Raw genomic sequence first — 23,622 nt, forward strand, 5'->3', positions numbered from 1 at the left:
CCTCAGCTCACTCCGGACATCAATCCACGAGCTGACTCAAGGCTTGCCGACCCTTCTGCGGCATGGACCTTCCGTTCGTTGCACCCAGGCTGCCTGAGCGAAGCGGAAGTCTGCTTTCATTTTGGAACATCGGGATACCGAGACTATGGAGACAAAGGTACCCCTTCAACAATTATTCGCTCGTATCCTTCGATTACCCGGACCTCTCGGGATCCACCACAAGGGAGAAGCAATGAATATCAGAGCCAAATTTGTCACCTCATGCGCCGCACTTTTGATAGCGTTACCAACACAGGCCCATGCCTTGAAGATTGAGCCGCTCGTTCTCCCCATGCTCAGCGTAGAAGTGGGCATGGACAAACCCACTCGAGATCTGCTCAATTCAATGCCGGCCAACGTCAGGGCCGAAGTAGTAAAAGCTGTAAATGAGTCCCGCACTCTGATCGACGAGAGCGTTGAGAAGTACCTAAAGAAGATTGATGAAATCATGGAAAAGCAAGTGGCTTCGCTTGCTTGCCGAACTGATGCTTCAATATTTAAGGGCTTGGAATATTTGAGAACGACAATCAACCCATTCAAAAGATTTCCGACAACATTTACGGATTTGCAAAGCAGCATCGACGAGATGCCGTCGGATTTGAAGTGGGAAATGTCTCTCCGGCAGATTTCTCAGGCGCAGGCCAATTATTTAGCAGTTGCAGTATCGATAGGATGCGCATCAAAAGGTGAGCCAAACCTAGAGATAATTGCAGGGGAGATTGCCGCCCAGTTGAATGATCAGCTGAACATAATCAGGTGGACGTCGGATCAAACATGCAAGAACGCCACGGACTGCATGTCTCTAGCCAAAGAGCAGCTAAAAGTAGCCTTGACTTCCGCCGATAGTCGAGATCTTGCTGATTCGAAGGCTTTGGAAAGGCTGAATGCTATCGCCGTGCCGGAGAAGCCCACGCTGCTTAGAAGATTCGACGGCGCCAAGTACATCGCATCGCTACGCGAAATCGCAGCGATAGACAGGCATGTGAAATTCCTTACAGGGGTGCGTGAAGCGGCCTTTGACGCTTACAAGAACCGAGCTCAGCAACTAATCGACGAATCATGGGTGCCAGTGAATGCAGCGGCGAAAGCAATCAATGCAAGCTACCCGACGAAGGACGCCAAGTTTGCTGCTACGGAGCAGGCTTTGAACGCGGTGCGAGGCATCACGGAGGACACCTATTCAGAGGTGCGGCGGACTGTATCTATTGCCCGCGACGCAGTACCAAGGCGCGCAGCGGAATTGAATGCCCAGGACGAGGCGACATGGAAGCTGCCAGCACATGCTCGCGAATTTGCTAGTGGGATCAGGCGGCAACTTGACGAACAGCAGCGAATTCTTCTGAACGAATGTGCAGACAAGTGCAATGGCTCAGCAAGCCGCTTCTGTCCGAGTTACACGCGGAGACCACAGCAACAGTGTGACCCAAAGTAATGCACCAAGCAGTGCGGCCTAGTGCAGCAGGGTCACGAGTGCACCAGCAGGGTAGCCAGGGGCAGATACCGTCTCGAATTTCAAGCTTTGGCCCAGACAAAGTTGGATCATACGGACGGCCTGAGCGCAGCACGCCGAAGATCAGCATTGCCATCTTGTGCATGCAAGCCCCGATGATGGCCTTGTTGGGGGCATGACCTGTGGTCTTGAGCCGCTCAGCGAAGCGCCTGACGAGCGGATTATGCCGCTGCGCGGGTCATCACCGAAGCTGATCGTTCCAGCACGACCATCCTCCTGCCCGAGGACTACTAGGGCCCAAAAGAATGAAGGGGACCGCGTGGTCACCTTCATTCTTGTGGCTACGCATATTCCACTCTACTGAGAGGCGATTTCCTTCCACTTTGCGTCGAGCGCCCACAAGGGCCCCAGGATCTCAGCGTCCTGGCGAGCCCGTTCTCGCTCAAGGTACTGCTGTCGGATGCCTTCAGCAACTTCCTTGGAGTTGTCAGGATCGCAAAGGCGCAATTCTTGTCCGTCGAGACGGCATGCCCAATACAACTTGCGACCTCTAATCGGTCGCTCAGGGCGGTCATGATCATCGCCTTCACGATCACGAAAGGCGACAACTTCATAGACCATGTACGGGGGCTCCCAGCGCGATGCATTCCATGCGGCGACCATCTGAGCAAAAGAAGGGCAATACGATGAAAACTCTTTTGCAGCGGCCTTGAGGTTCTTCTTGTCTCCTTCTGCATTCGACGCGAGGTAGCGTTGTTGGAGAACTGCAAGATGAATTGATCCGCAAATTCCGTAGGCGGGCACGCCTCTCAGGCCTAGTGATTTCGCTTCTGACGTTAAGTCGCTTGAGGAAACCTGCAGCAGTGTGAGCATGAGCGGGTCAGGGCTATTCTGGTACTGAATCCACATCCGCTGGGTTGACTCAGCCAAGGCGGCTAGTCGCCGGAGTTCGTTCTCGGCGATGGCGGCACGTACGATTGCGGCGAACGCTTCTAGGTATCTCTTTAGCGTAGATTCAAGCGGGTCGTCGAACAACGCTCCAACAATGAGCTTGCCTGCAATGCCTGCAATGATTCCCTCACAAATGTTTATTCCGACCCATGCCCACGTGAAAGGCTCAACGACGAAATGAACGTTTCGCGAGGCTCCAAACTCCGCTCGATAGAGGAGGACACGAGGCGCGCTCTTCTCAGAGTTGTCGAGTTGCACTGGCTGAATCGAAAGCGGAATCATGTGACCTCCGTGTGGGAACTGGTCGGAGCATCAGTCTTTCCGTCTAACCAGGCGCTGTCATCCCTTCATATGATGAGGGGGCTGCTTGCAATGAGTTGGGCCGGTGCAGTATTTCCAAGTACTCCTTGAACATGTCCACTACGACGGGTGCGACACCTAGGACGCACAGAACCACGAGGCCGGTGTAGACGCTCAAATCAAGGGGGAGCCGGGGGAGCCGGGGTCAGGGAGCCGGGGTCACCAGGAGCCGGGAGCCGGGGTCAGGCCTTAAGTTTCAAGTCCCTGCCGCCCTCGCAGCACGGGGTCAGGTCTTGCATCCAACAAGTAGCCAGGGTCAGATACCGTCTTGAATTTCAAGCTTAGGCACAGCCAAAGCGGGATCAAACGGACGGCCTGAGCGCAGCACGCCAAAGATCAGCATCGCCATCTTGTGCATGCAAGCCCCGATGATGGCCTTGGGGGCGTGACCTGTGGTCTTGAGCCGCTCAGCGAAGCGCCTGACGACCGGGTTGTGCCGCTGCGCCACCAGCGCGGGCATGTAGAGCGCCGTGCGCATCCCCGCGTGCCCCTCCCTCATGCTTAGCCATTCGCGCCATGAGCAAATTCCAGCACCACTCTCGTTTCCCGAAGCCGAAGCATGTGCAGGCGTATCGCTTCCCGTTTGTCTGCTTCCATTGCCGCAAGTCCTTCAAGCTGCCGGTCAGTACCGGATCGCGGCTTTGCCCTCAGTGCAGGCGCCCGATGGAGATGCTCAGCAGGAAGTTCTCGGCCCCCAGGTCTGCTGATGTAGCGCAGTGGAAGAAGGTGCAGTTTCTCGTGGAGCACGGCTTCCGCTTCTACTCCGTCTACAGGCCCAGCGAGTCGGGAGGCAAGCAATCTGTCCGCTATCCGGCAACGTTGGAACAGGCAAAGGCCTTTGTCCTTGCGTTTCGCGAGCATGCTCATCAGCCTGCGGTTATCGACGTGTACTGACCCCGACCCGCCTCTCATTCAAGCGGCCCGTCTGCGGAATTCGCCCACCTTCACCTTGCCAACATGCACTGCACTTCCTGCTCAGCCAAGTTCACTCCAGGCGAAGACAACGGTCATTGCTGGAAATGCGGCGCCAAGCAACCCTTGCACCCGTTCATCGCATGCCTGCTCCGAGCAGTGATCGGATTTGTCGTGTGGGTGGTTTTACTGATGACGGCCATAGCTCCCGCCATTCCCTATGGCGGCGCGGTTCCGCTGTTCCCCATGGTCGTGCTCGCCACTTTCGTCATTCCTGTATGGGTCCTCTTGCCCCTCGCACGTTTGCTTCCACGGCAAGAGCAAGCAGATTCGCCTGAAGACGCTGACTGGCAGGTCAAGCACGATTCGGACAGCCGGGGTCCAGGGGAGCCGGGCTCAGGCCTTGAATCTAAGGACCTTCACCGTTGAGCCCTGGCCCCAGCCGCCTGCATGGCAGGCTCATCCAGGTACCAGAGGGGGAGCCGGGGTCAGATACCGTCTTGAATTTCAAGCATAGGCACAGCCACAGCGGGATCAAACGGACGGCCTGAGCGCAGCACGCCAAAGATCAGCATTGCCATCTTGTGCATGCAAGCCCCGATGATGGCCTGGGGGGGCGTGACCCGGGGGATCGGGGTCATGGGGGATCGAGGTCAGGTCTTGAATCTAAAGTCCTCTATCTACCTGCCCAGGCCTCTCAAATGAACTTCCACATCCGCACCTCCACCGGCGGCGAAGTCATCTTCGACGGTATCCCCACCTCACCCGCCACCGTCCACTACGGCGGCCCGCCGCCCGAGACCGGCCGCTGGCGCGTGGACATTCCTGCCTTCGAGGACTTCTGCGCCCGGCACCTGGCCCCTGTCCAATTCGGGACCTCCATCGACACCTACTACTTCGGGCTGGAGATTGCAGAACTGGATGGATGGGGGGATACCTTCACCGCCACGCGGAACTACTGCAGCCATCGGCCGAAGATGCGTGCCCTCGTGTCCGTGGGGCAGCTCGAATGGGCGGAGGTGAAGCACTTGCCTTGCGAGGCGCAGGTCGCGGCACTGTGGGACGCGCTGTTGTCGTCCATTGAGCAAGTCGCCACGATGAAGCGCCAGCCCAAGGACTTCGACGCCTTCGCCATGGCAGACGCCGTCCGGCTGATCAGGGCCAGCAGCGAGGCGTCCATGTTTGCCATCGGCCAGGGGTAGGCCACCCGATAAGTTGGGGTCAGGTCTTGCGTGAAGATGCCGGGGGAACCCTGAGGCTGGCCTTTGCTAATGCGGGCGGCAGCGCAGCAGGGGGCAGCTGTTGACGTCGATGGTCTGAGCCGTGCAAGGCACGCCATGCCTCCACAAAGAGCACGACCCGGACCACTGCGGAGCCTCTCGGATCTTCGTTGTCATTGGAAAATGACACTTTGAGTATGCGGCCCGGATTGGCGGCACCCTGAACACGCCTGCGAAGTTCTGGGCATTCATCGGCAACACCTGCACGCCATTCACGTCCCGCGTTTTGTTCCGCCACCCTGACGGAGACCGCAGAGAGGGTCGGCGTTGTCCCTGCAAGTAGCAGGCCTCCTGCAGTTCGCCCGGGCGCCCCCCTGCCCAGCCCATCCGGCGTCTTGCCTGTTAACCGGATAACAGATAATCTTGAACCATGGCCATCCAGTCCTTCGCCTGCCCAGACACCGAAGCCTTGTTCACCACCGGAAAATGCGCCCGCTTCGCCAACATCAGGACGGTGGCGGAACGCAAGCTGGCTCAGTTGGATGCCGCCCCTTCGCTGAACTTCATGAAGGCCCCGCCAGGCAATGGCCTGAAGGAATACCAGGGGGCCTGGCATGTGAGGATCAATGACCAATGGCGACTGACGTTCAAGTGGGGCGACAGTGGCCCCTTCGACGTGCTGATCGAAGACCCCCACTGATCGCCCGAGGCCCTCGCCTCGCTTCACAGGAGCTCCTATGTTCAAGAACGGAATGCGGCCGGTCCATCCCGGTGAGGTCTTGCTGGAGGACTACATCAAGCCGCTGGGCACGAGCGTCCATGCGCTGTCGAAGGCCCTGCATGTGCCCTACAGCCGCCTGCGTGAGATCGTCGACGGCAAGCGCGGCGTGAGTGCCGATACCGCCCTGCGCCTGGAGCGCTATTTCGGCAGCGAGGCACAAGGCTGGCTCAATCTCCAGACGGCCTACGACCTGCGTGTGGCCGAGAAGGCCGTGGCCAAGCAGATCCAGAAGGACATCGAGCCGCTGGCAGCACTCTGAGCACGTTGGAAGACCCGTTCGTCCACTGGAGCCCGGGTCGGGCCATGAATCTGCAGGCATTCGATTCGCGCCGCTGCATAGGCCCCGCGCTTCCCTGCCCCCACGCCCTCATTTCCAAGGACATGACACCCCGTTCGCCATAAGGACAATTGCACCATCCGCGAACTTCCGCCGTCCCGGGATGTGCAACCTCTACCACGTCTCCCCCAAGGGCGACCTCACCACCTACTTCCGCGCGCTGCCGCCTGAGGGCCTGGTGGCCGGCCCGGTGGGGCCCTTTGGCGTGGGAGCCTTCCTCCGAAGGGTCGATGGTGAGCTGCGCTGCACGCTGGGCCAATGGGGCCTGATCCGGCCCGGGCAGCCGGAGCGCATCGACTACTTGCCGGCCAAGCCCGGCCCCAGTGGCAAGACGCTGAAGCCGCGCCCGCGCTCCACCAACAACGCCCGCCTCGAAGGCATCGAGACCAAGCCCACCTTCAAGGCCGCCTGGAAGGCCGGGCAGCGCTGCCTGGTGCCGGCGCAGTGGTACCAGGAGCCCAACTGGGAGACGGGCAGGAACGTCTGGTGGCAGCTGCGCCGCGCAGGCGGCCTGCCCTGGGCGCTGGCGGGGCTGTGGTCGGAATGGGTCGATCCGCAGACGGGCGAGGTGGTGCCCAACTTCACGCTGATCACCTGCAACTGCGACACCCACCCGCTGCTCGCCCGCCTGCACAAGCCGGACCCGGCGCTGCCCGCTGACGGCCAGGACAAGCGCTCGCTGATCCACATCGAACCCGAGCACTGGGCGCAGTGGCTGGAGGGTTCGGCGGACGAGGCCCGCGCGCTGATCCAGCCGCCGCCGCTGGCCCTGTTCGACCTGGCCGATGCCCGGCGCACGGACGAGCTGCTGGCCGCGCAGCGCGCCGCTAGCGCCTGAGCGTCTCGTCGTCCAGCACCACGCGGCACCACCAGCTCTGGCGGAAGAGCTGCGGGGCCTTCTCACTGAAGCCCAGGTCCTCGATGCCGGTGACGATGAGCTGCCAGCTGCGCACGGTGCGCACCTCGGCCCAGTCCAGGGGCGGCAGCAGGCTTTCGCGGTCCCGCAGGAGGGCGGCGAGGAGCGGGGTGGTGTCCTTGTCCACGGCCGGGCGGAAGCGGGTGATCCACAGCTGGCCGCGGATGGGCGTGCGCATGCGCAGGGTCGCGGCGGGCAGGCGCTGGCCGCGGTGGCGCAGGGGGATGACGTCGACAAGCATACTGTTTATTTATACAGTATGTTACAAGCCAAAACGAGGAAGGAAGTCGCAGCTGCGGTGGGTGGCGATGATAGAGGTGACAGCGACTCGCACTAGAAGCTCATCGATCGGGAAAACAAAGCAAAAGCTGTAAATTGACAATACAGCCTTTGATAAGTAAATTGATAAAACAGCACATAAGCTGTGAATTCAAAATACAGCCTTCCATGCGTATGGACCAGTTCACGGTACGGACCCCCGATCAGCTGCCCGCCTTGCTGCGTGCCTTCCGCAAGCAGGCGGGGCTGACGCAAGCCGAAGTGGCGCTGCGGCTGGGGGTGACCCAGCAGACCTACTCCGCCCTGGAACGCAATGCCGACACCGTGGGCTTCGACCGGCTCCTCAAGCTGCTGAACCTCCTGGGCGTGCAGCTGAGCCTCGGCACGCCAGCCCCCACACCGCCCACCCCGCCTGCTCCGGGTGATCAGGGGACGATCGCCGGCGAACCGCCGCAGTGGTGACACCCCATGGCACGCAAGCGACCTCGCGCCCTGGCGCTCTGGATGAACGGCACCCGTGTGGGCACCTGGGCCCTGCCCGCCCACGCGCCCGAGCTCCTGCAGTACGACCCGCAGTGGACGCAGTCGCCGGCCGGGCGCCCGCTGTCCCTGTCCTTGCCGTTCACGCCCGGGAATCAGCCCCTGCGCGGCGATGCGGTCAGGAGCTACTTCGAGAACCTGCTCCCTGACAGCAAGGAGAGCCCCCATGCACGCTGGGGGTCAGGCCTCGCATGCACGCAGGGGGTCACACGCTGCCCCCCTGTGCACGCGTGACCTCGTGCGAGGCCCGGGCGCATTCGCTCAGCGCTGCTGCTCGGCTTTCGCCTCACGCCGCACACGAACCACCCCGATGTAGTCAGCAATGCCAGGCACGCTGGCGCGCCGAAGGTGCCTGGCCGCCAGGATGGCGCAGCCCTTGCTGCCCGCAAGGTTGCGGGTGCAGCCGTGCAGCTTGCGGGGTCAGGTCTTCAGTCTGAAGGCCTTCAGCGTTGAGACCTGACCCCGGCCTGCCAGCCGAGGCGATCCTCCACGGACTCCGCCTGTCCCTGCGCCCACGCAGTCCGTCGCACCGCCGCTGCGTGCCCGCCGGCAGGCGGCCATAGTCGCCCCCCATGCCGTGGCAAGGGCCACCGCAGCACAACGATGAGGAGACCCCATGCCTGCCTTCACCCCGCGCCTTCGCGCCCTCCCCCTGCTGATCGCCACCAGCCTGGCCCTGGCCGCAGGCACCACCCGCGCCGCCGAGCTCGACAGCGCCAAGATCGACGCCGCCAAGATCGACGCCGTCTTTGCCGCCTTCACCCAGGCCACACCCGGCTGCGCCCTCGGCGTCTACCGTGAGGGTCAGGTCTTGCTGGCGCGCGGCTACGGCCTGGCCGACCTGAACCATGGCGTGCCCATCACGCCCGAGACGGTGTTCGACATCGGCTCCAGCTCCAAGCAGTTCACGGCCCTGGCCGTGCTGATGCTGGCCAAGGAGGGCAAGCTGGACCTGCAGGACAAGGTGTCCAAGCACCTGCCCGAGCTCCAGGCCCTGGGCCAGCGCTTCACGATTGACCAGATGCTGCGCCACACCGCCGGCCTGCGGGACTACAACGAACTGATGGAGATCGCCGGCCACGACTTGGGCGACGTCACCAGCTCCGACGACGCGCTGCGCCTGCTCGCCGCCCAGCAGGGCCTGAACTTCGAACCGGGCACGCGCTTCAGCTACAGCAACAGCGGCTACTTCCTCGCCGCCATGATCGTCGAGCGGGTCAGCGGCCAGAGCCTGGACGCCTTCCTGCAGGCCCGCGTGTTCAAGCCCCTGGGCATGACGGCCACCCATGTGCGCACGGACCACACCGTCGTGGTGCCTCACCGCGCCACGGCCTATCGGCCCAACGGACCGGAAGGCTTCGCGATCGACATGTCCAACTGGAACCAGCCCGGTGACGGTGCCGTCCAGACCCATGTCCGCGACCTCGCGCGCTGGGACGCCGAGCTGGCGCAGCCCAAGCACATCGACCCGGCCCTGCTCAAGGCCATGCAGACCCCTGGCAAGCTGGCCGACGGCTCGCCCATCTCCTACGGCCTGGGCCTGAGCATGGACAGCTACCGCAGCCTGCCGCGCGTCCAGCACGGAGGCGCCTGGGGCGGCTACCGCGCCATGGTGATGCGCTTCCCCGAACAGCGCCTCGGCCTGGCGCTGACCTGCAATGCCGCGCAGGCCAGCACGCCGACGCTGGCCCAGCGCGTGGCTGACGTCGTGCTGGCCGGCCAGTTCAAGGACACCCCCGCGGCCCAGGCCGCCCCGACCGCAGCGCCCGCGGACTTCAATCCCGCCGTTTTCGTCGGTCTCTACGAAGGCGAGCCGGGCGACATCCTGCGCATCGAGAAGCAGGCTTCGGGCGCACTCGCCATGCGCCGCGCCGGGGGCGGTGCGGCCCTGCGCGCTCTGGGCCTGCGCCGCGTGCAGAGCCACAGCGGCATCACCCAGCTGGACCTGGCGGACGATGGCAAGACGCTCACGCTGACGCGCAACGACGACCCCAAGCCGGTGCCCTTCAAGCGCCTGCCGGACTATCAGCCCGGTGCCGCCGAGCAGGCCGCGCTGACCGGCCGCTACTACAGCGCCGAGGTCGGGACCGAGTGGACGCTGTCGAGCAAGAAGGACGGCCTCACGCTCAAGGGCCCAGGGGCCCAGGAGGCGCAGGTGTCCGCCCTCAAGGCCGACCTGCTTGAGGGCCCGGGCTTCAGCCTGCGCGTGGAACGCGATGCCAAGGGCGCGCCGGTGGCGCTGGTCTATGACAGCGCTCGTACGCGCGGCCTCAGGTTCGCGAAGCGCTGAGACAGGGGGCTGCAATGCGGCCCCTGCATCGGATCCATCGGATCCATCGGACCTATCGGATCGATCCGATCGGACTTGGACCTGGCTCAAGGTGCTCTCATCTCGGACGCACAAGCCCGATGAACACGGGCATTTGCGCCCCGCTACAATCCGCGCCGAGGCGGCACCTGCCGCCCACCACTCGCTAGGGGTGCTGGCTCATCTGATGAGCCGGCTGAGAAAGTCCCTTTGAACCTGATCGCGCCCGGGCTGGCTGCCAGCTGGCTTGGGACCGAGGTAATCCTCGCGCAGGGAAGCACGCACGCCACGGCCTGAGCTCTCAGCAGGCCCCCGATGTGGCCGCTCGCCGCCCTGCCATCGCTAGAAGCAGTCCGACGATGGCCCGACTCCACACCGCCCTTCCCCAGGTGCTCGCCGCCGCTTGCGCCCTTGCCTGCGCGCAGGCCGCGATCGCCCAGTCCAGCAACAGCCTCCCGAGCGTGGCCGTCAGCGGCCGCAGCGCCGATGCGCCCGTCAACGTGGGCGGATTCGGGGACACCCCCGCCGCCAAGCTGCCCTTCCAGGCCAGCGTGCTCAACGCCGAGCGCCTGGCGGATGCGGGCCTGAGCAGCCTCGCCGGCCTCGTGAACCTCGACGCCTCGGTGCAGGACAGCTACAACTCCAGCGGCTATGTGTCCTACCTGAAGGTCCGCGGCTTTGACCTGGACAACCGCTTCAACTACCGCCGCGACGGCCTGCCCATCAACGCCGAGACGGCGCTGGCGCTGGGCAACAAGAGCAGCATCGAGGTCTTCAAGGGCACCAGCGGCATCCAGGCCGGCACCAGCAGCCCCGGCGGCCTGGTGAACCTGGTGGTGAAGCGCCCGACGTCGAAGCTGCTGAGCGCCACCCTGAGCGTCTCGGAGCGCGGCACGGCGGAAGCGGCGCTGGACTGGAGCCAGCGCTTCGGCGCGGGCGAGGCCTTCGGCGTGCGCGTCAACGCCGCCAGCGCGCAACTGCGCCCCGAGCTGCGCGACGCCGACGGCAGCCGCCACCTGCTGGCCGTCGCCGCCGATGCCCGCCTGAGCCGCGACACCCTGCTCGAGGCCGAGCTCGAATGGAACCGCCAGTCCCAGCGCAGCCAGCCCGGCATGAGCCTGCTGGGTGACAAGCTGCCCTCGGCCCGGGACTTCGATCCGCGCATCAACCTCAACAACCAGGACTGGAGCCTGCCGGTGGTCTTCGACAACCGCCACGCCTCCCTGCGCCTGACGCAGCGCCTGAACGCCGACTGGCAGGCCCAGGCCCACCTCGGCCTGCAGCGCCTGAAGACGGACGACCGCCTGGCCTACGCCTTCGGCAAGTTCGATCCCGCGACCTACGACTGCAATCCCTGCGACCGCTATGCCGCCGACGGCAGCTTCTCGATCTGGGACTTCCGCAGCGAGAACGAGCGCCGCAACACGGACGCCCTGGACCTCTCCCTGGCCGGTCGCCTGAGCACCGGCGCCCTGCAGCACCGCCTGAATGCCGGCGTGCTGCTGAGCCGCTTCGAGAGCCGCTTCCAGCAGCAGGCCTACAACCTCGTGGGCGTGGGCACCATCGACGGCAAGAGCCGCGTCCCCGCCGATCCCAGCCTCACCGACGAGAACACCAACCGCGACGAGCGCGGCACCGAGTTCTATGTGCGCGACGCGGTGCAGATCGACGCCCAATGGCAGGCCTTCCTGGGGCTGCGCCACACGCGGGTACAGCGCGACAGCGTCCGCACCAACGGCTCGCGCGCCACGAGCTACTCGCAGAACCTCGACACCCCCTGGATCGGCCTGAGCTACGCGCTCAGCCCCAGCTTGATGGCCTATGGCAGCTGGGGCCAGGGCATGGAATCTGACGTCACGCCCAACCGCAAGCGCTTCGGCACCCAGGCCGGCCAGGCCCTGCCCGCGATCAAGAGCCGCCAGGTGGAGCTGGGCCTCAAGTCCGGCAGCAGCACGGTGGACTGGTCCATCGCCTGGTTCGACATCCAGCGGCCCGTGTGGGTGGACGCCGGCGCCTGCGATGACGCCACGCCGGGCTCCTGCACCCGCGTGGAAGACGGCAGCGCTCGCCACCGCGGCCTGGAAGCGCAGGCGGACCTGAAGTGGAGCGGCGGCGGCCTGCTGGCCAGCTGGATGGAGCTCAAGGCCCGCCGCGAAGGCAGCGCCGATGCCGCCACCAACGGCCTGCTGCCCACCAACGTGCCCAAGCGCAACATCAAGCTGCAGCTGCGCCAGGCCCTGCTCGCCGGCCTGCAGGGGCAGCTGGGCCTCGTCTACGAAGGCCCGCGCGCCGTGCTGCCCGACAACAGCGTGATGATCGCCGGCTGGACCCGCCTGGACGCCGGCCTGCGCTACGAGCAGGCCATGGGCACCCGCCTCTACACCTGGCGCGTGGGCGTGGACAACCTGACGTACAAGCGCGCCTGGCGCGAGAGCCCCTACCAGTACGGCCACGCCTACCTCTACCCCCTGGCCCCGCGCACCTGGCGCGCCAGCCTGGAGGTGACGCTCTGAGCGCAGCCACGGCAAGCCGCCAGCGCCGGGGCACCGGCAGGCCGGCCGCCGGCGCTAGGGGCTTTCCAGGCCTCCTGCATGCCACTCTTGTAGAACCCCAAAAATTCTGTCTATAATCCAAGGCTCTGTTCCCCGATAGCTCAGTCGGTAGAGCGCCGGACTGTTAATCCGTAGGTCCCTGGTTCGAGCCCAGGTCGGGGAGCCAAGAACAGAACGCAAGGCAGGTCATGATCTGCTGAGCACGCACAAGCCACCGCGATTCCCTCAAGGTGGCTTTGCTATTTATGAAAGCCTGCTTTTTGCGCCGCAGTGATTGCACAGGTGGCACAGGGAGCAGGCAGTACCGATCAATTCCCCGATAGCTCAGTCGGTAGAGCGCCGGACTGTTAATCCGTAGGTCCCTGGTTCGAGCCCAGGTCGGGGAGCCAAATCAAGACGCGTGGTGCCACCGCTTGCCACGCCGACATAGAACAATTCCCCGATAGCTCAGTCGGTAGAGCGCCGGACTGTTAATCCGTAGGTCCCTGGTTCGAGCCCAGGTCGGGGAGCCAAATTCAAAAGCCTCACATGCGCAAGCCTGTGGGGCTTTTTCTTTTTCACGGTCGCTGCTCGCACCCAGATGCGTACAAGCGCGCGGGCATCGCGACAATGGGCGTCCGATCCGCTCTCAGCTTCCGGACCACCCATGACTGCCTGGCTCCTCGAAGATGGCGACGCGCTCGCCAAACAGTACAGATACACCTTCTACAAGCCCTCCCCCGCGACCATCGCCCGGGTGGCGGTCGGCGAGACTGTCAAGCTGATCTTCCGCTTCGAGAGCGAGGATCCAGAGGCGCCGGCCGCGGAGCGCATGTGGGTGCTCGTCGATGAGATTGGCGTGGACGGCCATTTCAAGGGCCGGCTCGACAACGACCCTGCGTACATTGCCGATCTGAAGGTGGGCGACCCAATAGCGTTCGAGGCAAGGCACATCATCAACACAGAACACGACGATGACGACAACATCGTCGAGCGCTACCTCCGGCGCTGCTTCGTGACGAAGCGCGTGCTGCACGACGGCCAGCCCGCCGCCTACCTCTACCGCGAAGAGCCCGAACACGACGACGACAGCGGCTGGCGCATCACGGCCAACGACGAATCGGACGAGTACATGGACGATGCAGACAACTGTGCCTACGTCTCCCTGGGCGCGGTCCTGAACGTGGACGACGCGTTCATTGACCTGCTGGACGCGCCCGCCGGCTCTGCCTTCGTCCTGAACCCCGAGACCGGGCACTTCACCGCCGTGGACGACTGATCGCAGCAGGACAGGGGACAATCGCCCCGTCTGCAGCACCTGCGACGGCATGCCTCTTGGCAACCGCCAGTGGCTGCTCCAATCCTGCAAAGACGTCGACCATGAGCACCCTCCCCCCCTGCCCCCAATGCGCCTCCACCTACACCTACGAGGACGGCGCCAACCTCGTCTGCCCCGAGTGCGGCCATGAATGGTCCGCCCAGGCCGCGGCGGCCGAAGGCGCGGAGGAGGCCCGCGTGATCAAGGACGCGGTGGGCAATGTGCTGCAGGACGGGGACACCGTCACCGTCATCAAGGACCTCAAGATCAAGGGCTCCTCCCTGGTCGTGAAGGTGGGCACCAAGGTCAAGAACATCCGTCTCACCGAAGGCGACCATGACATCGACTGCAAGATCGATGGCATCGGCGCGATGGGGCTGAAGTCGGAGTTCGTGAAAAAAGTCTAACAACTTTTATCAGCGCACCATAAAGCCGCCGATCCCCATCTCCCGGAGGTGCGGGCCCCGGGCACAATCCGGCAGCCAAACCAAGAGGGAGAGCGGCATGACTGCGCCAGTGACAGAACCAAGCCCGGGTGGCCAGGGCCTCGCCCCACGACCTGTCCATCTGTGCCTCTCCGGAGGTGGTTTCAGAGCCGCCTTCTTCCATCTGGGCGCACTGCACGGCTTGGCTGAGCAGGGGCTCCTTCAACGCACGCGACTCCTGGTCACCGTCTCGGGTGGCTCCATCGCAGCCGGGGTGTTCTTCAGCAAATGGGAGGCGTCATCACGCCGCATGCAAGGCGCAGGCGCATCGCTGACCGACCTGGCCTGGCAAGCCCATTGCCACCTGCTGAAGGTGACGCGCAACAACCCACGGATGCGGGCCATGGGCTCGGTCCGTGCGCTGAGCCGAGCTCTTGTCTTCGCAGAGACCGGTGTCCGGGAGGCCATGGCCCGTCAGTTTGAACGCTGGATGGGAGACTCCGGCTCAGCACCCTTGACGCCCATGCCGGCGATCGCCCTCCCGGAGTGGCGGATCGCTTGCAGTGACTACGTTTCGGGTGCGCGGACCATGGTGGTTTTCAACGGCCGCCATGGATACCGAAATCCGACCGTCCATTACATTGACGGCGAAACGCTGGGCCGGGCACAAGCCATCAGCGCTTCAGCCGCTGTTCCCGGCATTTTTGAGCCGCTCCGCCATGGACAGTACCTTCTGTCGGATGGCGGTGTACTGGACAACCTCGGCACGCGCGAGCTGACGGACCTGGGAGCCGAGCGAATCTGCATCGACGCCGCTGCCCCGCTGCAGCCCATGATCAAGCATTCGCGGGCAAGCGCCATTCGTCAGGCCATGGACATGCTCATGGAGCAGGCCCGTGTGGATTGGCAGCAGCCGGATATCAAGACGTACTGCATTCGAGACTTACCCCATGATCCGCATCCCAGCGATTGGCGCAAGGCGCTCGTCAATCTGCGGACAGACCTCGACGACTTCTCCACTCTCGAAGCGGATTTGCTGTACCTGGCTGGCTATCAGAGCGTCGCCGGAGCGGACAAGATCCCCGACCTTCCTATGGACGTGGCAAACCGCCGGCGCGTCACAGCAGTCTGGAAGTTTGCCAGTCAGCCGGTATGCAGCGACCACCCGGAAGCGGCAAAGCATCGCGAGAAGCTGCTGAGGCATCTGGAGCGAGGTCGCTATCGCATGCTGGCTCGACTGAAAGTCTGGACCCCTGGGTCATTCACGCAATGGTTGTTGTCCATGTACATGGGCCTCAGCATTCAGCTGGCTGCGTTGATCTACGTCTTGATTGGCGCACTGTTCCTGGCTGTCCTCCCACAGCGCTTGTTCAGCACTGGCTGGATGCCGGGCGTAGCACTGGTTTGGGTGCTATGCAGTCTGCTGCTCGCGTGCATGCATCCTCCACCGAGCGGGACATCACGATGGAGGCAAAGGATGCAAATGGTGCTGCTAGCCCCACTGTTGATTCCAATCGTGACCTTCGGCCCAGTGCTGTGGCTCGCCGCTTACACGTCACCTCAGAGGGAAGGGCTGAACCCCTTCAAGCTGTCTGAGGCATTTGAGAGTGCCATTCTTGACACGTCCCTCGCCACCCACTCCCTCGGCGAACACCCCATCCGCTGCGCAAAGGCCCGCGAGAAGGCCGAGGGTGTGGCGTAGCCCAGTTCGTCGGCCAGCTGCTTGACGGCCTGGCCGCGGCGCAGGGCCTGGCAGGCGAGGCTCAGGCGCCAGGCCAGCACATACTCGGCCGGGGTGTCGCCCATCAGGTCCTTGAACAGGCCGGCGAAGCGGCTGCGCGAGACGCCGGCCTCCGCGGCCATGCGCTCCAGGCTCCAGGCCTCGCCCGGCCTTTCATGCACCGCCACCAGGGCACGCGCCAGCTGCGGATGCCCCAGGCCGCGCAGCAGGCCCGCCGGCAGGCCGCTGGCCTCGGGGTGGGCCAGCATCCAGCGCAGCAGCTGCATCAGCAGGACTTCGAACAGGCGGTCCGCCATCAGGCGCTGGCCGCACTGCACGCGCTCGGTCTCAGCGAAGAGCAGGGTCAGGCAGGGCTCAAGACCCGGCACCTGGGCCAGGGGCAGCACGATCAGCGGCGGCAACGCTCGCACCAGGGGGTGGGCGTCACCGCCTTCGAACGCCAGCGTCGCGCACGTGAAGTCCGAGCCCTCGGCCGGCGCGTTGTGGAAATCATGCGCCAGCGGCCGGGGGTAGAAGAGCAGGCTGGGCTCGCGCACCTCCAGGCGGCGCGGCGTGCCCTCCTGCCCGCCGGGATGGCTCAGCGACATCTCACCCCGACGCATCACATGCAGGAAGCCGCGCCCGGGCTCGGCCGCGAACTGCGTGGTCCCGCACAGCGGGCCGGCATGGAAGAGATGGGCGCGCACCCGGCAACGCTCCAGCAGGCCGGAGAGGCGGTCCAGGCCCTCGCCGTCCGGTGTGGTGGGTGCCAGGGCGGGGTCAGGTCTTGCGTCCATGGGGTCAGGTCTTGCTGGGTTCTTCATGGCCTCGTGCCAGGGCGGGGCAGTCGTCGTCTCTTGCGCTTCAGTGCCTCAACGGCTTGAAGCGCAATTCTGTACCAATTGGACTGTTTCAAGTACGAATTGAACCCTTTCATCCAGACCTGAACGAGACACTGGCGCCATGCCTCAGGGCATGAACCTGTCCACCCCACGATGAAAGGATCGACCATGAACCGCCTCTCCCTGCCCTCCCCCGAGCAAGCCCCCGCCGCCAGCCGCCCGGTGCTGGACCAGATCCAGCAGGCCTTCGGCAGCACGCCCAAGATGTTCCGCACCGTCGCCCATTCGCCCGCCGCGCTGCAGGCCATGTGGGCCTTCTTCGGCGCCCTGGGCGGTGGCAGCCTGGGCGCCCGGCTTGGTGAGCAGATCGCCGTGGCCGTGGCGGACCGCAACCGCTGCGACTACTGCCTGGCCGCCCACACCGCCCTGGGCCGCAAGGCCGGCGCCTCGGCCGAGGAACTGCGCGCCGCGCAGCAGGGCGAGTCGGCCGACCCGCGCACGGCCGCGGCCCTGCGCTTCGCGCTGCAGCTGGTCGAGCACCGCGGCCAGCTGAAGGACGCCGACCTGCAGGCCCTGCGCGCCGCCGGCTTCTCCGAAGGCGAGACGGTGGAGATCCTGGCCCATGTGGCCCTGAACCTCTTCACCAACTACGTCAACGTGGCCTTCCAGGTGCCGGTCGACTTCCCGCCCGTGCCCCTGAGCCGCGCGGCCTGAGGCCTGGGGATCAGCGCAGCTGCAGGCGCGCCGACGCCCCGTCCGGCGCCTGCAGCTCGCCAATCTCCGCCGCCTGCGCAAAGCCTGCGTCACGGAAGCACTGCAGCACCTGGGGCACAGCCTCGGCGCTGCAGCTCACCAGCAGGCCGCCGCTGGTCTGCGGGTCGGTGAGCAGCGCCCGCTGCCAGTCCGACCAGCCCTCGACGCCGCCCACCTCATGGCCATAGGCCGTCCAGTTGCGGGTCGAGGCGCCGGTCCAGATGCCCTGCTGCGCGAAGACGAGGGCGCTGTGGATCAGCGGCATCTGCCGCCAGTCCACCGCCGCCTGCAGGCCGGAGCCGCGGCAGATCTCCAGCAGGTGACCGGCCAGGCCGAAGCCGGTGACGTCGGTAATGGCATGCACCGCGTCCAGCTGGGCCAGCTGGACGCCGACCTTGTTGAGCCGCGTGGTGTGGGCCAGCATCTCCTGGTAGCCGGCGGCATCCAGCAGGCCCTTCTTGAGCGCGGCGGAGAGCACACCCACGCCCAGGGGCTTGCCCAGCACCAGGCGGTCGCCGGCACGTGCGTCGGCATTGCGGCGCACCTGCTTCGGATGCACCAGGCCCAGGGCCACGAGGCCGTAGATGGGCTCGACCACGTCGATGGAATGGCCGCCCGCGATGGGGATGCCCGCCTCGCGGCAGACGCTGGCCCCGCCTTCGAGGATGCGGCCGATGACGTCCGGGCTCAGTGTGTTGATGGGCATGCCCACGATCGCCAGGGCCATGATGGGCGTGCCGCCCATGGCGTAGACATCGGACAGCGCGTTGGTCGCGGCGATGCGGCCGAAGTCGAAGGGATCGTCGACGATGGGCGTGAAAAAGTCCGTCGTGGCCACGAGGGCCTGCTCGTCGTTGAGCTGCCAGACGGCGGCGTCGTCACTGGTCTCGGTGCCCACCAGCAGCTGCGGCGGCACGATGCCGGGCGCCGTGCGGGCCAGGATGTCGGAGAGCAGCCCCGGGGCGATCTTGCAGCCGCAGCCGCCGCCGTGGGCCAGTTGGGTGAGTCGCGGTGCGGTGGAATCGTTCATGGCTTGTGTGCTGCGGAGGACGCATCCGGCGGGAAGCGGGCCGGATTTCTGCGAGGATTGTGCCGCCTGCCAGGATCCCGCCCCTCATGTCCCGCCCCCGCCCCATCACGCCCGAGCGCATCCACGAGTTCGACAGCCTCATCGACGCCCGCTCGCCGTCGGAATTTGCGCTGGACCACATCCCCGGCGCCGTCAACTGCCCGGTGCTGGACGACGACGAGCGCCGCATCGTCGGCACGCTCTACAAGCAGCAGGGCACCTTCGAGGCCAAGCGCGTGGGCGGCGCCATGGTGGCGGCCCAGCTGGCGCGGCACCTGCGCGAGTCCTTCGCGGACAAGCCCAAGTCCTGGCGCCCCCTGGTCTACTGCTGGCGCGGCGGCATGCGAAGCGGCACCATGGTGCAATGGCTGCGCCTGGTCGGCTGGGACGCCCAGCAGCTGCACGGCGGCTACAAGGCCTTCCGCGCCCATGTGATGGAGCGCATCGCCACGCTGGCGCCGCAGCTGAAGCTGCAGGTCATCTGCGGCCCCACGGGCAGCGCCAAGACCGCGCTGCTGCAGGCCCTGCGGGCCGAAGGCGCACAGGTGCTGGACCTGGAGGCCCTGGCCCGGCACAAGGGCTCGATCCTGGGGCGCTGGCCCGGCCAGGAGCAGCCCTCGCAGAAGGCCTTCGAGACCGCGCTGGCGCAGGTTCTGCAGGGCTTCGACCTTGCTCGGCCGGTGTTCGTGGAGGCCGAGAGCCGCAAGATCGGCCGCCTGATGCTGCCGGATGCCGTCCTGGACGCCCTGCGCGGGGCGGACTGCATCGCCATCGAGGCCCCGGCGCATGCCCGCCTGGCCTACCTGCTGCAGGACTACGCCTATCTGGGCAAGGATGGCGAGGAACTCGCCAACCTGCTGGGCCAGCTCAATGCCAACACCGGCCTGCATGCCAAGGAGACCATCGCCCGCTGGCAGGCCTGGGCCCGCGCGGGCCAGCTGGCACCCCTGTTCGAGGCTCTGATGACCGAGCACTACGACCCGCTCTACGCCCGTTCGCAGCGCAGCAACTACCTGCGCCTGGCCCAGGCCCGGCCCCTGGCCCTGCCGCGCCTGGAGGCGCAAGACCTGGCCCTGGCGGCCCGGCAGCTGATGGCCTGACCGACCCGTGCGCTTGGTCATGCGCACATCCCCGGGCTTGTGGCGCGGAGTCTGGCCGGTATCCAATGGCCCCTTCGCTTGCTGAAGAAGCCCGACCATGCCCTCCCTGCCTGCCTGGACCCGACGACGCCGCACCTGGCTGCTCTCCCTCGCCCTCCTGATGCTGGCCCTGGCCGGCTGGAAGCTCAGCCACACTGGCGAGGACCCGAAGGACGCCGAGGCCCTGCCGCAGGCCAGCGCTTCTGATCAGGCCCATCCGGCCGTCCCGCCCTCGCTCGACGGCATCCCCCTGGCCCATGGCATGGCCGCGGCCGTGCGCACCCCCAGCGACGCCAAGGCCTGGGGTGGCGCCCGCAGCGGCCAGGAGGCCACGCTGTCCGACCGGGTGGTGGACTACCGCATCGAGGCAAGACTTGACCCCCAGCGCCACACGCTGGAGGGCAAGCAGCAGATGCGCTGGCGCAACCGCAGTGACCGCGAAGTGCGCTCGGTCTACCTGCACCTCTACCTGAACGCCTTCGAGGGCGAGGGCAGCACCTTCATGACGGAGAAGCGCCAGGGCTTCTCCTTCCGCACCGACGTGGAGTCCAAGGACGGCGAATGGGGCCGCATCGAGCTGCGCAAGGTGCTGCAGCAGGGCCGGGCCGTGCCGTATCACTTCGTGCAGCCGGATGGCGGCCCCAAGACCGACCGCACCGTGGTCCGCCTGGACCTGCCGCAGGCCGTGCCGGCGGGCGGCAGCACCGTGCTGGACATCGACTTCTTCGACCAGCTGCCGCGCGTGGTGGCCCGCACGGGCCACTTCGGCAGCTTCCATCTCGTGGCGCAGTGGTTCCCCAAGATGGCCGTGCTGGAGCTGCCCGGCGAGCGCGGCGCCACCGAGCCGCGCTGGAACGCCCACGAGTTCCACCTGCACAGCGAGTTCTACGCCGACTTCGGCAGCTACGACGTCACGCTGGACGTGCCGGCGGACTATGTGGTGGGCGCCACCGGCGAGGAGCAGGGCGCGCCGCGCAAGGAAGGCGGCCGCAGCATCCACCGTTTCGTCCAGGGCGATGTGCATGACTTCGCCTGGACGGCAGACAAGCGCACCGCCGCGCCCCTCACCGGCCGCTGGACCTTCCCCGGCAGCCCCGAGGTGACGATCAAGGTGCTCTCGCCGCCCGAGTACGCCCACACCATGCCCTCGGTGCTCAAGGCCACGCAGGACGCGCTGACCTGGTTCTCCAAGACCCTGGGCCCCTACCCCTACCGCACCGTCACCGCCGTGATCCCGCCCTTCAACGCGGGCGAGGCGGGCGGCATGGAGTACCCCACCTTCTTCACCACCGACGCCTACAAGACCGACAAGGAAGGCACGATCGAGCGCTACGGCCTGGACTTCGTCACCATCCACGAATTCGGCCACGGCTACTTCTACGGCATCCTGGCCTCGAACGAATTCGAGGAGCCCATGCTGGACGAGGGCATGAACCAGTACTGGGACCAGCGCATGCTGCAGGCCGCCGGCCGCCGCATCCCCGTGGCGACGGGCCTGATGCAGCGCCTGGGCATCAACCCCAGCGTGGACGTGTTCGACGCCGAACGCATCGCCTCCCAGGGCAATCCGCCCGATGGACTGGGCAGCAACTCCTGGCACCGCTACTCCAGCGGCAGCTATGGCAGCGTCTATTCCCGCACCGCCACCGTCATGCGCAGCCTGGAGCTGCAGCTGGGCAGCGAGGTGATGGACCGCGCCATCCAGACCTACTACCAGCGCTGGAAGTTCCGCCACCCCTCGGTGGCTGACCTGCGCGAGGTGCTGGCCGAGGTCTCGGGCAAGCCCGCCCTGATCGAGCAGGTCTTCGCCACGCATGTCTATGCCGCCGCCGGCGTCGACGACCGCGTCGAGAAGCTGGAGAGCGAGGAAGTGAAGCCGCTGCTGGGCCTCTACGGCGCGAAGGGCAGCGAGGTGACCGAAGAGCAGCGCAGCAAGGTGGTCCGTGCCCAGCGCAAGGCCTGGGACAAGGCCCATCCGGACGCCGAGGCCAAGGACGGCGGCGCCCTGCCCTACCGCACCACCGTCACCCTGCGCCGGCGCGGCGCGGCGCAACCCCAGGTGCTGGTGGTGCGCTTCGCCGACGGCAGCGAGGAGAAGGTGGTCTGGGACGACCAGGAACGCTGGAAGCGCTACAGCTGGGTCAAGCCCGTCAAGGCCGTCTCGGCCGAGCTGGACCCGCAACAGGCGCAGCGCCTGGACATGAGCGTGGCCGACAACAGCCGCCGCCTCAAGCCCGACAGCAGCGGCACGCGACGCCTCATCAGCGACGCCGCCGCTGCCCTGATGTCCTTCCTTGCCCTGCTGAGCACGCTATGAACACGGTGACCGATATGGGCTCGTCCCTGCCCTCCTCCCGCCCCGCACCCTATGCCGCGGCCCTGCGAACGGGCCTGCACCTGGGCCTGCAATGGCGCCTGCTGCTGAGCTGGCTGCTCGTGCTGGGCCTGTCCACCCTGCTGGCGCTGCTGCCGCTGTGGAGTGCCCTGAGCGATTACTTCAACCGCTCGCTGGCGGCCGAGCGCCTACTGCAGCACCTCGACCCGGCGATGCTGGTCGACGCCATCGCCAACCTGCCGCAGCGCGGCTACAGCCCGCTGTCCACGCTGCCGGGCCTGGTGCTGGCGGCCCTGTGCCTGCCCTGGCTCAGCGGCATGGTGCAGGCTGCGGCGCGCTTCCACGTGGGGCGCCCCACGCTGGGCCAGCTGTGGCTGGGCGGCTGGAAGGAGTACCCCCAGATGGCACGGCTGTGGCTGTGGGGCCTGCTGCCCCTGGGCCTCATCGCCGCGCTGATCGGCGGCGTGATGGACGCGGTGGACGAGCAGGCGCGGCACTGGCTGCTGGAGTCCGACCTGGACCTGCACCGCCGCGTCATCCTGCTTGCCGGCCTCGTCCTGCTGCTGCTGGTGACGGCTTCGCTGGACGCGACGCGCGCGCTGCTGGTGCTGGAACCCACCCGCCGCTCGGTGGTCGCCGCCTGGGGCCGCGCCGTGCGCGGCCTGCTGCGCCGCCCGGCCCGGCTGTGCATCAGCCTGAGCCTGCTGGTGCTGGGCCTGCTGCTGGGTGCCCTGCTGGGCTGGGCCCGCATCCAGGTCCTGCCCATCGGCCCGCTGGGTGTGGCGGGCGCCGCCCTGCTGAGCCTGCTGCTGGTGCTGGCCCTGGCCTGGCTGCGCGCCGCCCGGGTGCTGGCCCTGGTGCAGTACGGACGCCAGCTGGGCGCCCGCTGACCCCTGCCGGCCGGCAAGGGGGTCAGGTCATGCCAGGCCTGCGCCCTGCAGGCCGTAGGCCGCGTCCTTGGAGCCCGGCACCGCCGCGAAGCCGACGGCCAGGCGGTTCCAGCCATTGATGGCCACGATGGCGAAGCTCAGCGCCGCCAGCTCGGCCTCGCTGAAGTGGGCGCGCACGGCGGCGTAGTCGGCGTCCGTCACGCCATGGGCGGGCAGCTGCGTGAGCTGCTCGGTCCAGGCCAGGGCCGCCCGCTCGCGGGGCGAGAACAGGGGCGACTCCCGCCAGATCGCCACATGGTGCAGGCGCAGGGGGCGCTCGCCGTGAAGCGTGGCCTCCTTGACGTGCATGTCCACGCAGAAGGCGCAGCCATTGAGCTGCGAGGCCCGCAGCGTCAGCAGGTCCACGAGTGCGACCTCCAGCGGGCCTTTCTTGAGGCTGAGCGCGAAGTCCAGGTATTTCTTGAAGGCATCGGGGGCCAGCTGAGCGTAGTCGAGACGTTCGGACAT

23 protein-coding genes, 3 tRNA genes and 1 pseudogene are annotated in these 23,622 nt (G+C 66.1%); 20 read left to right on the plus strand and 7 right to left on the minus strand.

Going from position 1 to position 23,622, the window contains the following annotated elements; genetic code table 11:
- Positions 1–232: 232 nt before the first annotated feature.
- Positions 233–1,471 carry a hypothetical protein gene (locus O9Y01_RS02020; protein WP_269629814.1) on the plus strand — a complete coding sequence of 413 codons (1,239 nt, stop codon included), beginning with the start codon at positions 233–235 and terminating at the stop codon, positions 1,469–1,471.
- A 375-nt stretch (positions 1,472–1,846) separates the two neighbouring features.
- On the opposite strand, the gene O9Y01_RS02025 is transcribed toward O9Y01_RS02020, so the two are convergent.
- Together O9Y01_RS02025 and O9Y01_RS02030 are read right to left on the minus strand one after the other, a co-directional pair.
- Positions 1,847–2,722 (minus strand): hypothetical protein, encoded by an 876-nt coding sequence (locus tag O9Y01_RS02025; RefSeq protein ID WP_269629815.1) that lies wholly within the window; start codon positions 2,720–2,722, stop codon positions 1,847–1,849.
- Between the two features lie 334 nt (positions 2,723–3,056).
- On the minus strand, positions 3,057–3,278 hold the full coding sequence (locus O9Y01_RS02030) for a hypothetical protein (protein WP_269629816.1): 222 nt from the start codon (positions 3,276–3,278) through the stop codon (positions 3,057–3,059).
- 38 nt (positions 3,279–3,316) lie between these two features.
- Between O9Y01_RS02030 and O9Y01_RS02035 the strand changes: the two genes are divergently transcribed.
- A complete protein-coding gene (locus tag O9Y01_RS02035; RefSeq protein ID WP_269629817.1) occupies positions 3,317–3,694 on the plus strand; it encodes a hypothetical protein in 378 nt (125 codons plus the stop codon).
- A gap of 506 nt (positions 3,695–4,200) precedes the next feature.
- On the opposite strand, the gene O9Y01_RS02040 is transcribed toward O9Y01_RS02035, so the two are convergent.
- Positions 4,201–4,353: a hypothetical protein gene (locus tag O9Y01_RS02040; RefSeq protein ID WP_269629818.1), complete on the minus strand. Its 153-nt coding sequence runs from the start codon at positions 4,351–4,353 to the stop codon at positions 4,201–4,203.
- Between the two features lie 60 nt (positions 4,354–4,413).
- Between O9Y01_RS02040 and O9Y01_RS02045 the strand changes: the two genes are divergently transcribed.
- The 4 genes from O9Y01_RS02045 (at position 4,414) to O9Y01_RS02060 (ending at position 6,888) form a co-directional block, all read left to right on the plus strand.
- Complete coding sequence (locus O9Y01_RS02045; RefSeq protein ID WP_269629819.1) at positions 4,414–4,914, plus strand: hypothetical protein; 501 nt, start codon at positions 4,414–4,416, stop codon at positions 4,912–4,914.
- 448 nt (positions 4,915–5,362) lie between these two features.
- Positions 5,363–5,632, plus strand: a complete 270-nt coding sequence (locus O9Y01_RS02050) for a type II toxin-antitoxin system RelE/ParE family toxin (protein WP_269629820.1) — start codon at positions 5,363–5,365, stop codon at positions 5,630–5,632.
- A 37-nt stretch (positions 5,633–5,669) separates the two neighbouring features.
- A complete protein-coding gene (locus tag O9Y01_RS02055) occupies positions 5,670–5,972 on the plus strand; it encodes a HigA family addiction module antitoxin (protein WP_269629821.1) in 303 nt (100 codons plus the stop codon).
- Between the two features lie 181 nt (positions 5,973–6,153).
- A complete protein-coding gene (locus tag O9Y01_RS02060) occupies positions 6,154–6,888 on the plus strand; it encodes an SOS response-associated peptidase (protein ID WP_269629822.1) in 735 nt (244 codons plus the stop codon).
- Here O9Y01_RS02060 and O9Y01_RS02065 read toward each other — a convergent pair.
- Positions 6,878–7,207 carry a hypothetical protein gene (locus O9Y01_RS02065; RefSeq protein WP_269629823.1) on the minus strand — a complete coding sequence of 110 codons (330 nt, stop codon included), beginning with the start codon at positions 7,205–7,207 and terminating at the stop codon, positions 6,878–6,880. The two genes, O9Y01_RS02060 and O9Y01_RS02065, sit on opposite strands and share 11 nt — an antisense overlap.
- 212 nt (positions 7,208–7,419) lie before the next feature.
- Here O9Y01_RS02065 and O9Y01_RS02070 point away from each other — a divergent pair, with 212 nt between their 5' ends.
- The 10 genes and pseudogenes from O9Y01_RS02070 to O9Y01_RS02115 all read left to right on the plus strand — a co-directional run.
- Positions 7,420–7,707, plus strand: coding sequence for a helix-turn-helix transcriptional regulator (locus O9Y01_RS02070; protein ID WP_269630526.1), 288 nt, complete (start codon positions 7,420–7,422; stop codon positions 7,705–7,707).
- Between the two features lie 6 nt (positions 7,708–7,713).
- On the plus strand, positions 7,714–8,019 hold the full coding sequence (locus O9Y01_RS02075) for a HipA N-terminal domain-containing protein (RefSeq protein ID WP_332108738.1): 306 nt from the start codon (positions 7,714–7,716) through the stop codon (positions 8,017–8,019).
- A gap of 382 nt (positions 8,020–8,401) precedes the next feature.
- The gene (locus O9Y01_RS02080; protein ID WP_269629824.1) at positions 8,402–10,075 is read left to right on the plus strand and encodes a serine hydrolase domain-containing protein; all 1,674 of its coding nucleotides are present in this window, start codon (positions 8,402–8,404) and stop codon (positions 10,073–10,075) included.
- A 377-nt stretch (positions 10,076–10,452) separates the two neighbouring features.
- Complete coding sequence (locus tag O9Y01_RS02085) at positions 10,453–12,606, plus strand: TonB-dependent siderophore receptor (protein WP_269629825.1); 2,154 nt, start codon at positions 10,453–10,455, stop codon at positions 12,604–12,606.
- A gap of 129 nt (positions 12,607–12,735) precedes the next feature.
- A tRNA-Asn gene (locus O9Y01_RS02090) sits at positions 12,736–12,811 on the plus strand.
- Positions 12,812–12,958: 147 nt separating this feature from the next.
- Positions 12,959–13,034 (plus strand) — tRNA-Asn (locus O9Y01_RS02095).
- A gap of 47 nt (positions 13,035–13,081) precedes the next feature.
- Positions 13,082–13,157, plus strand: a tRNA-Asn gene (locus O9Y01_RS02100).
- Between the two features lie 134 nt (positions 13,158–13,291).
- Complete coding sequence (locus tag O9Y01_RS02105) at positions 13,292–13,903, plus strand: immunity protein Imm33 domain-containing protein (protein ID WP_269629826.1); 612 nt, start codon at positions 13,292–13,294, stop codon at positions 13,901–13,903.
- 101 nt (positions 13,904–14,004) lie between these two features.
- Positions 14,005–14,349: a zinc ribbon domain-containing protein YjdM gene (locus O9Y01_RS02110; protein WP_269629827.1), complete on the plus strand. Its 345-nt coding sequence runs from the start codon at positions 14,005–14,007 to the stop codon at positions 14,347–14,349.
- 97 nt (positions 14,350–14,446) lie between these two features.
- Positions 14,447–15,133, plus strand: a pseudogene (locus O9Y01_RS02115) (patatin-like phospholipase family protein); the annotation flags it as partial.
- 794 nt (positions 15,134–15,927) lie between these two features.
- Here O9Y01_RS02115 and O9Y01_RS02120 read toward each other — a convergent pair.
- Entirely contained in the window at positions 15,928–16,884 is a 957-nt protein-coding gene (locus O9Y01_RS02120) for an AraC family transcriptional regulator (RefSeq protein WP_269630527.1), read from the minus strand.
- A 213-nt stretch (positions 16,885–17,097) separates the two neighbouring features.
- On the opposite strand from O9Y01_RS02120, the gene O9Y01_RS02125 reads away from it, so the two are divergent.
- Entirely contained in the window at positions 17,098–17,643 is a 546-nt protein-coding gene (locus O9Y01_RS02125) for a carboxymuconolactone decarboxylase family protein (protein WP_269629828.1), read from the plus strand.
- A 10-nt stretch (positions 17,644–17,653) separates the two neighbouring features.
- On the opposite strand, the gene selD is transcribed toward O9Y01_RS02125, so the two are convergent.
- Positions 17,654–18,712: a selenide, water dikinase SelD gene (gene selD, locus O9Y01_RS02130; protein WP_269629829.1), complete on the minus strand. Its 1,059-nt coding sequence runs from the start codon at positions 18,710–18,712 to the stop codon at positions 17,654–17,656.
- 86 nt (positions 18,713–18,798) lie between these two features.
- Between selD and mnmH the strand changes: the two genes are divergently transcribed.
- The 3 genes from mnmH (at position 18,799) to O9Y01_RS02145 (ending at position 23,115) form a co-directional block, all read left to right on the plus strand.
- Positions 18,799–19,851: a tRNA 2-selenouridine(34) synthase MnmH gene (gene mnmH / locus O9Y01_RS02135; protein WP_269629831.1), complete on the plus strand. Its 1,053-nt coding sequence runs from the start codon at positions 18,799–18,801 to the stop codon at positions 19,849–19,851.
- 97 nt (positions 19,852–19,948) lie between these two features.
- Positions 19,949–22,207: a M1 family metallopeptidase gene (locus O9Y01_RS02140; RefSeq protein WP_269629833.1), complete on the plus strand. Its 2,259-nt coding sequence runs from the start codon at positions 19,949–19,951 to the stop codon at positions 22,205–22,207.
- Positions 22,204–23,115: a hypothetical protein gene (locus O9Y01_RS02145; protein ID WP_269629834.1), complete on the plus strand. Its 912-nt coding sequence runs from the start codon at positions 22,204–22,206 to the stop codon at positions 23,113–23,115. The genes O9Y01_RS02140 and O9Y01_RS02145 overlap by 4 nt, the downstream gene beginning before the upstream one ends.
- Positions 23,116–23,142: 27 nt before the next feature.
- Here O9Y01_RS02145 and O9Y01_RS02150 read toward each other — a convergent pair whose 3' ends face one another.
- On the minus strand, positions 23,143–23,622 hold the full coding sequence (locus O9Y01_RS02150; protein ID WP_269629835.1) for a carboxymuconolactone decarboxylase family protein: 480 nt from the start codon (positions 23,620–23,622) through the stop codon (positions 23,143–23,145).

It is taken from the genome of Pelomonas sp. BJYL3 (assembly GCF_027257975.1).
In the GTDB taxonomy this organism is placed as follows: domain Bacteria; phylum Pseudomonadota; class Gammaproteobacteria; order Burkholderiales; family Burkholderiaceae_C; genus Roseateles_B; species Roseateles_B flavus.

What these genes read in the sequence shown, in the direction of transcription:
- O9Y01_RS02075 (WP_332108738.1), top strand. Translation starts at nt 7,714, where the DNA reads ATGGCACGCAAGCGACCTCGCGCCCTGGCGCTCTGGATGAACGGCACC.
- O9Y01_RS02070 (WP_269630526.1), top strand. Translation starts at nt 7,420, where the DNA reads ATGGACCAGTTCACGGTACGGACCCCCGATCAGCTGCCCGCCTTGCTG.
- O9Y01_RS02045 (WP_269629819.1), top strand. Translation starts at nt 4,414, where the DNA reads ATGAACTTCCACATCCGCACCTCCACCGGCGGCGAAGTCATCTTCGAC.
- O9Y01_RS02110 (WP_269629827.1), top strand. Translation starts at nt 14,005, where the DNA reads ATGAGCACCCTCCCCCCCTGCCCCCAATGCGCCTCCACCTACACCTAC.
- O9Y01_RS02050 (WP_269629820.1), top strand. Translation starts at nt 5,363, where the DNA reads ATGGCCATCCAGTCCTTCGCCTGCCCAGACACCGAAGCCTTGTTCACC.
- O9Y01_RS02140 (WP_269629833.1), top strand. Translation starts at nt 19,949, where the DNA reads ATGCCCTCCCTGCCTGCCTGGACCCGACGACGCCGCACCTGGCTGCTC.
- O9Y01_RS02080 (WP_269629824.1), top strand. Translation starts at nt 8,402, where the DNA reads ATGCCTGCCTTCACCCCGCGCCTTCGCGCCCTCCCCCTGCTGATCGCC.
- O9Y01_RS02125 (WP_269629828.1), top strand. Translation starts at nt 17,098, where the DNA reads ATGAACCGCCTCTCCCTGCCCTCCCCCGAGCAAGCCCCCGCCGCCAGC.
- mnmH (WP_269629831.1), top strand. Translation starts at nt 18,799, where the DNA reads ATGTCCCGCCCCCGCCCCATCACGCCCGAGCGCATCCACGAGTTCGAC.
- O9Y01_RS02145 (WP_269629834.1), top strand. Translation starts at nt 22,204, where the DNA reads ATGAACACGGTGACCGATATGGGCTCGTCCCTGCCCTCCTCCCGCCCC.
- O9Y01_RS02060 (WP_269629822.1), top strand. Translation starts at nt 6,154, where the DNA reads ATGTGCAACCTCTACCACGTCTCCCCCAAGGGCGACCTCACCACCTAC.
- O9Y01_RS02150 (WP_269629835.1), bottom strand. Translation starts at nt 23,622, where the DNA reads ATGTCCGAACGTCTCGACTACGCTCAGCTGGCCCCCGATGCCTTCAAG.
- O9Y01_RS02040 (WP_269629818.1), bottom strand. Translation starts at nt 4,353, where the DNA reads ATGACCCCGATCCCCCGGGTCACGCCCCCCCAGGCCATCATCGGGGCT.
- O9Y01_RS02055 (WP_269629821.1), top strand. Translation starts at nt 5,670, where the DNA reads ATGTTCAAGAACGGAATGCGGCCGGTCCATCCCGGTGAGGTCTTGCTG.
- O9Y01_RS02030 (WP_269629816.1), bottom strand. Translation starts at nt 3,278, where the DNA reads ATGCGCACGGCGCTCTACATGCCCGCGCTGGTGGCGCAGCGGCACAAC.
- O9Y01_RS02085 (WP_269629825.1), top strand. Translation starts at nt 10,453, where the DNA reads ATGGCCCGACTCCACACCGCCCTTCCCCAGGTGCTCGCCGCCGCTTGC.
- O9Y01_RS02105 (WP_269629826.1), top strand. Translation starts at nt 13,292, where the DNA reads ATGACTGCCTGGCTCCTCGAAGATGGCGACGCGCTCGCCAAACAGTAC.
- O9Y01_RS02020 (WP_269629814.1), top strand. Translation starts at nt 233, where the DNA reads ATGAATATCAGAGCCAAATTTGTCACCTCATGCGCCGCACTTTTGATA.
- O9Y01_RS02120 (WP_269630527.1), bottom strand. Translation starts at nt 16,884, where the DNA reads ATGGACGCAAGACCTGACCCCGCCCTGGCACCCACCACACCGGACGGC.
- O9Y01_RS02025 (WP_269629815.1), bottom strand. Translation starts at nt 2,722, where the DNA reads ATGATTCCGCTTTCGATTCAGCCAGTGCAACTCGACAACTCTGAGAAG.
- O9Y01_RS02035 (WP_269629817.1), top strand. Translation starts at nt 3,317, where the DNA reads ATGAGCAAATTCCAGCACCACTCTCGTTTCCCGAAGCCGAAGCATGTG.
- O9Y01_RS02065 (WP_269629823.1), bottom strand. Translation starts at nt 7,207, where the DNA reads ATGCTTGTCGACGTCATCCCCCTGCGCCACCGCGGCCAGCGCCTGCCC.
- selD (WP_269629829.1), bottom strand. Translation starts at nt 18,712, where the DNA reads ATGAACGATTCCACCGCACCGCGACTCACCCAACTGGCCCACGGCGGC.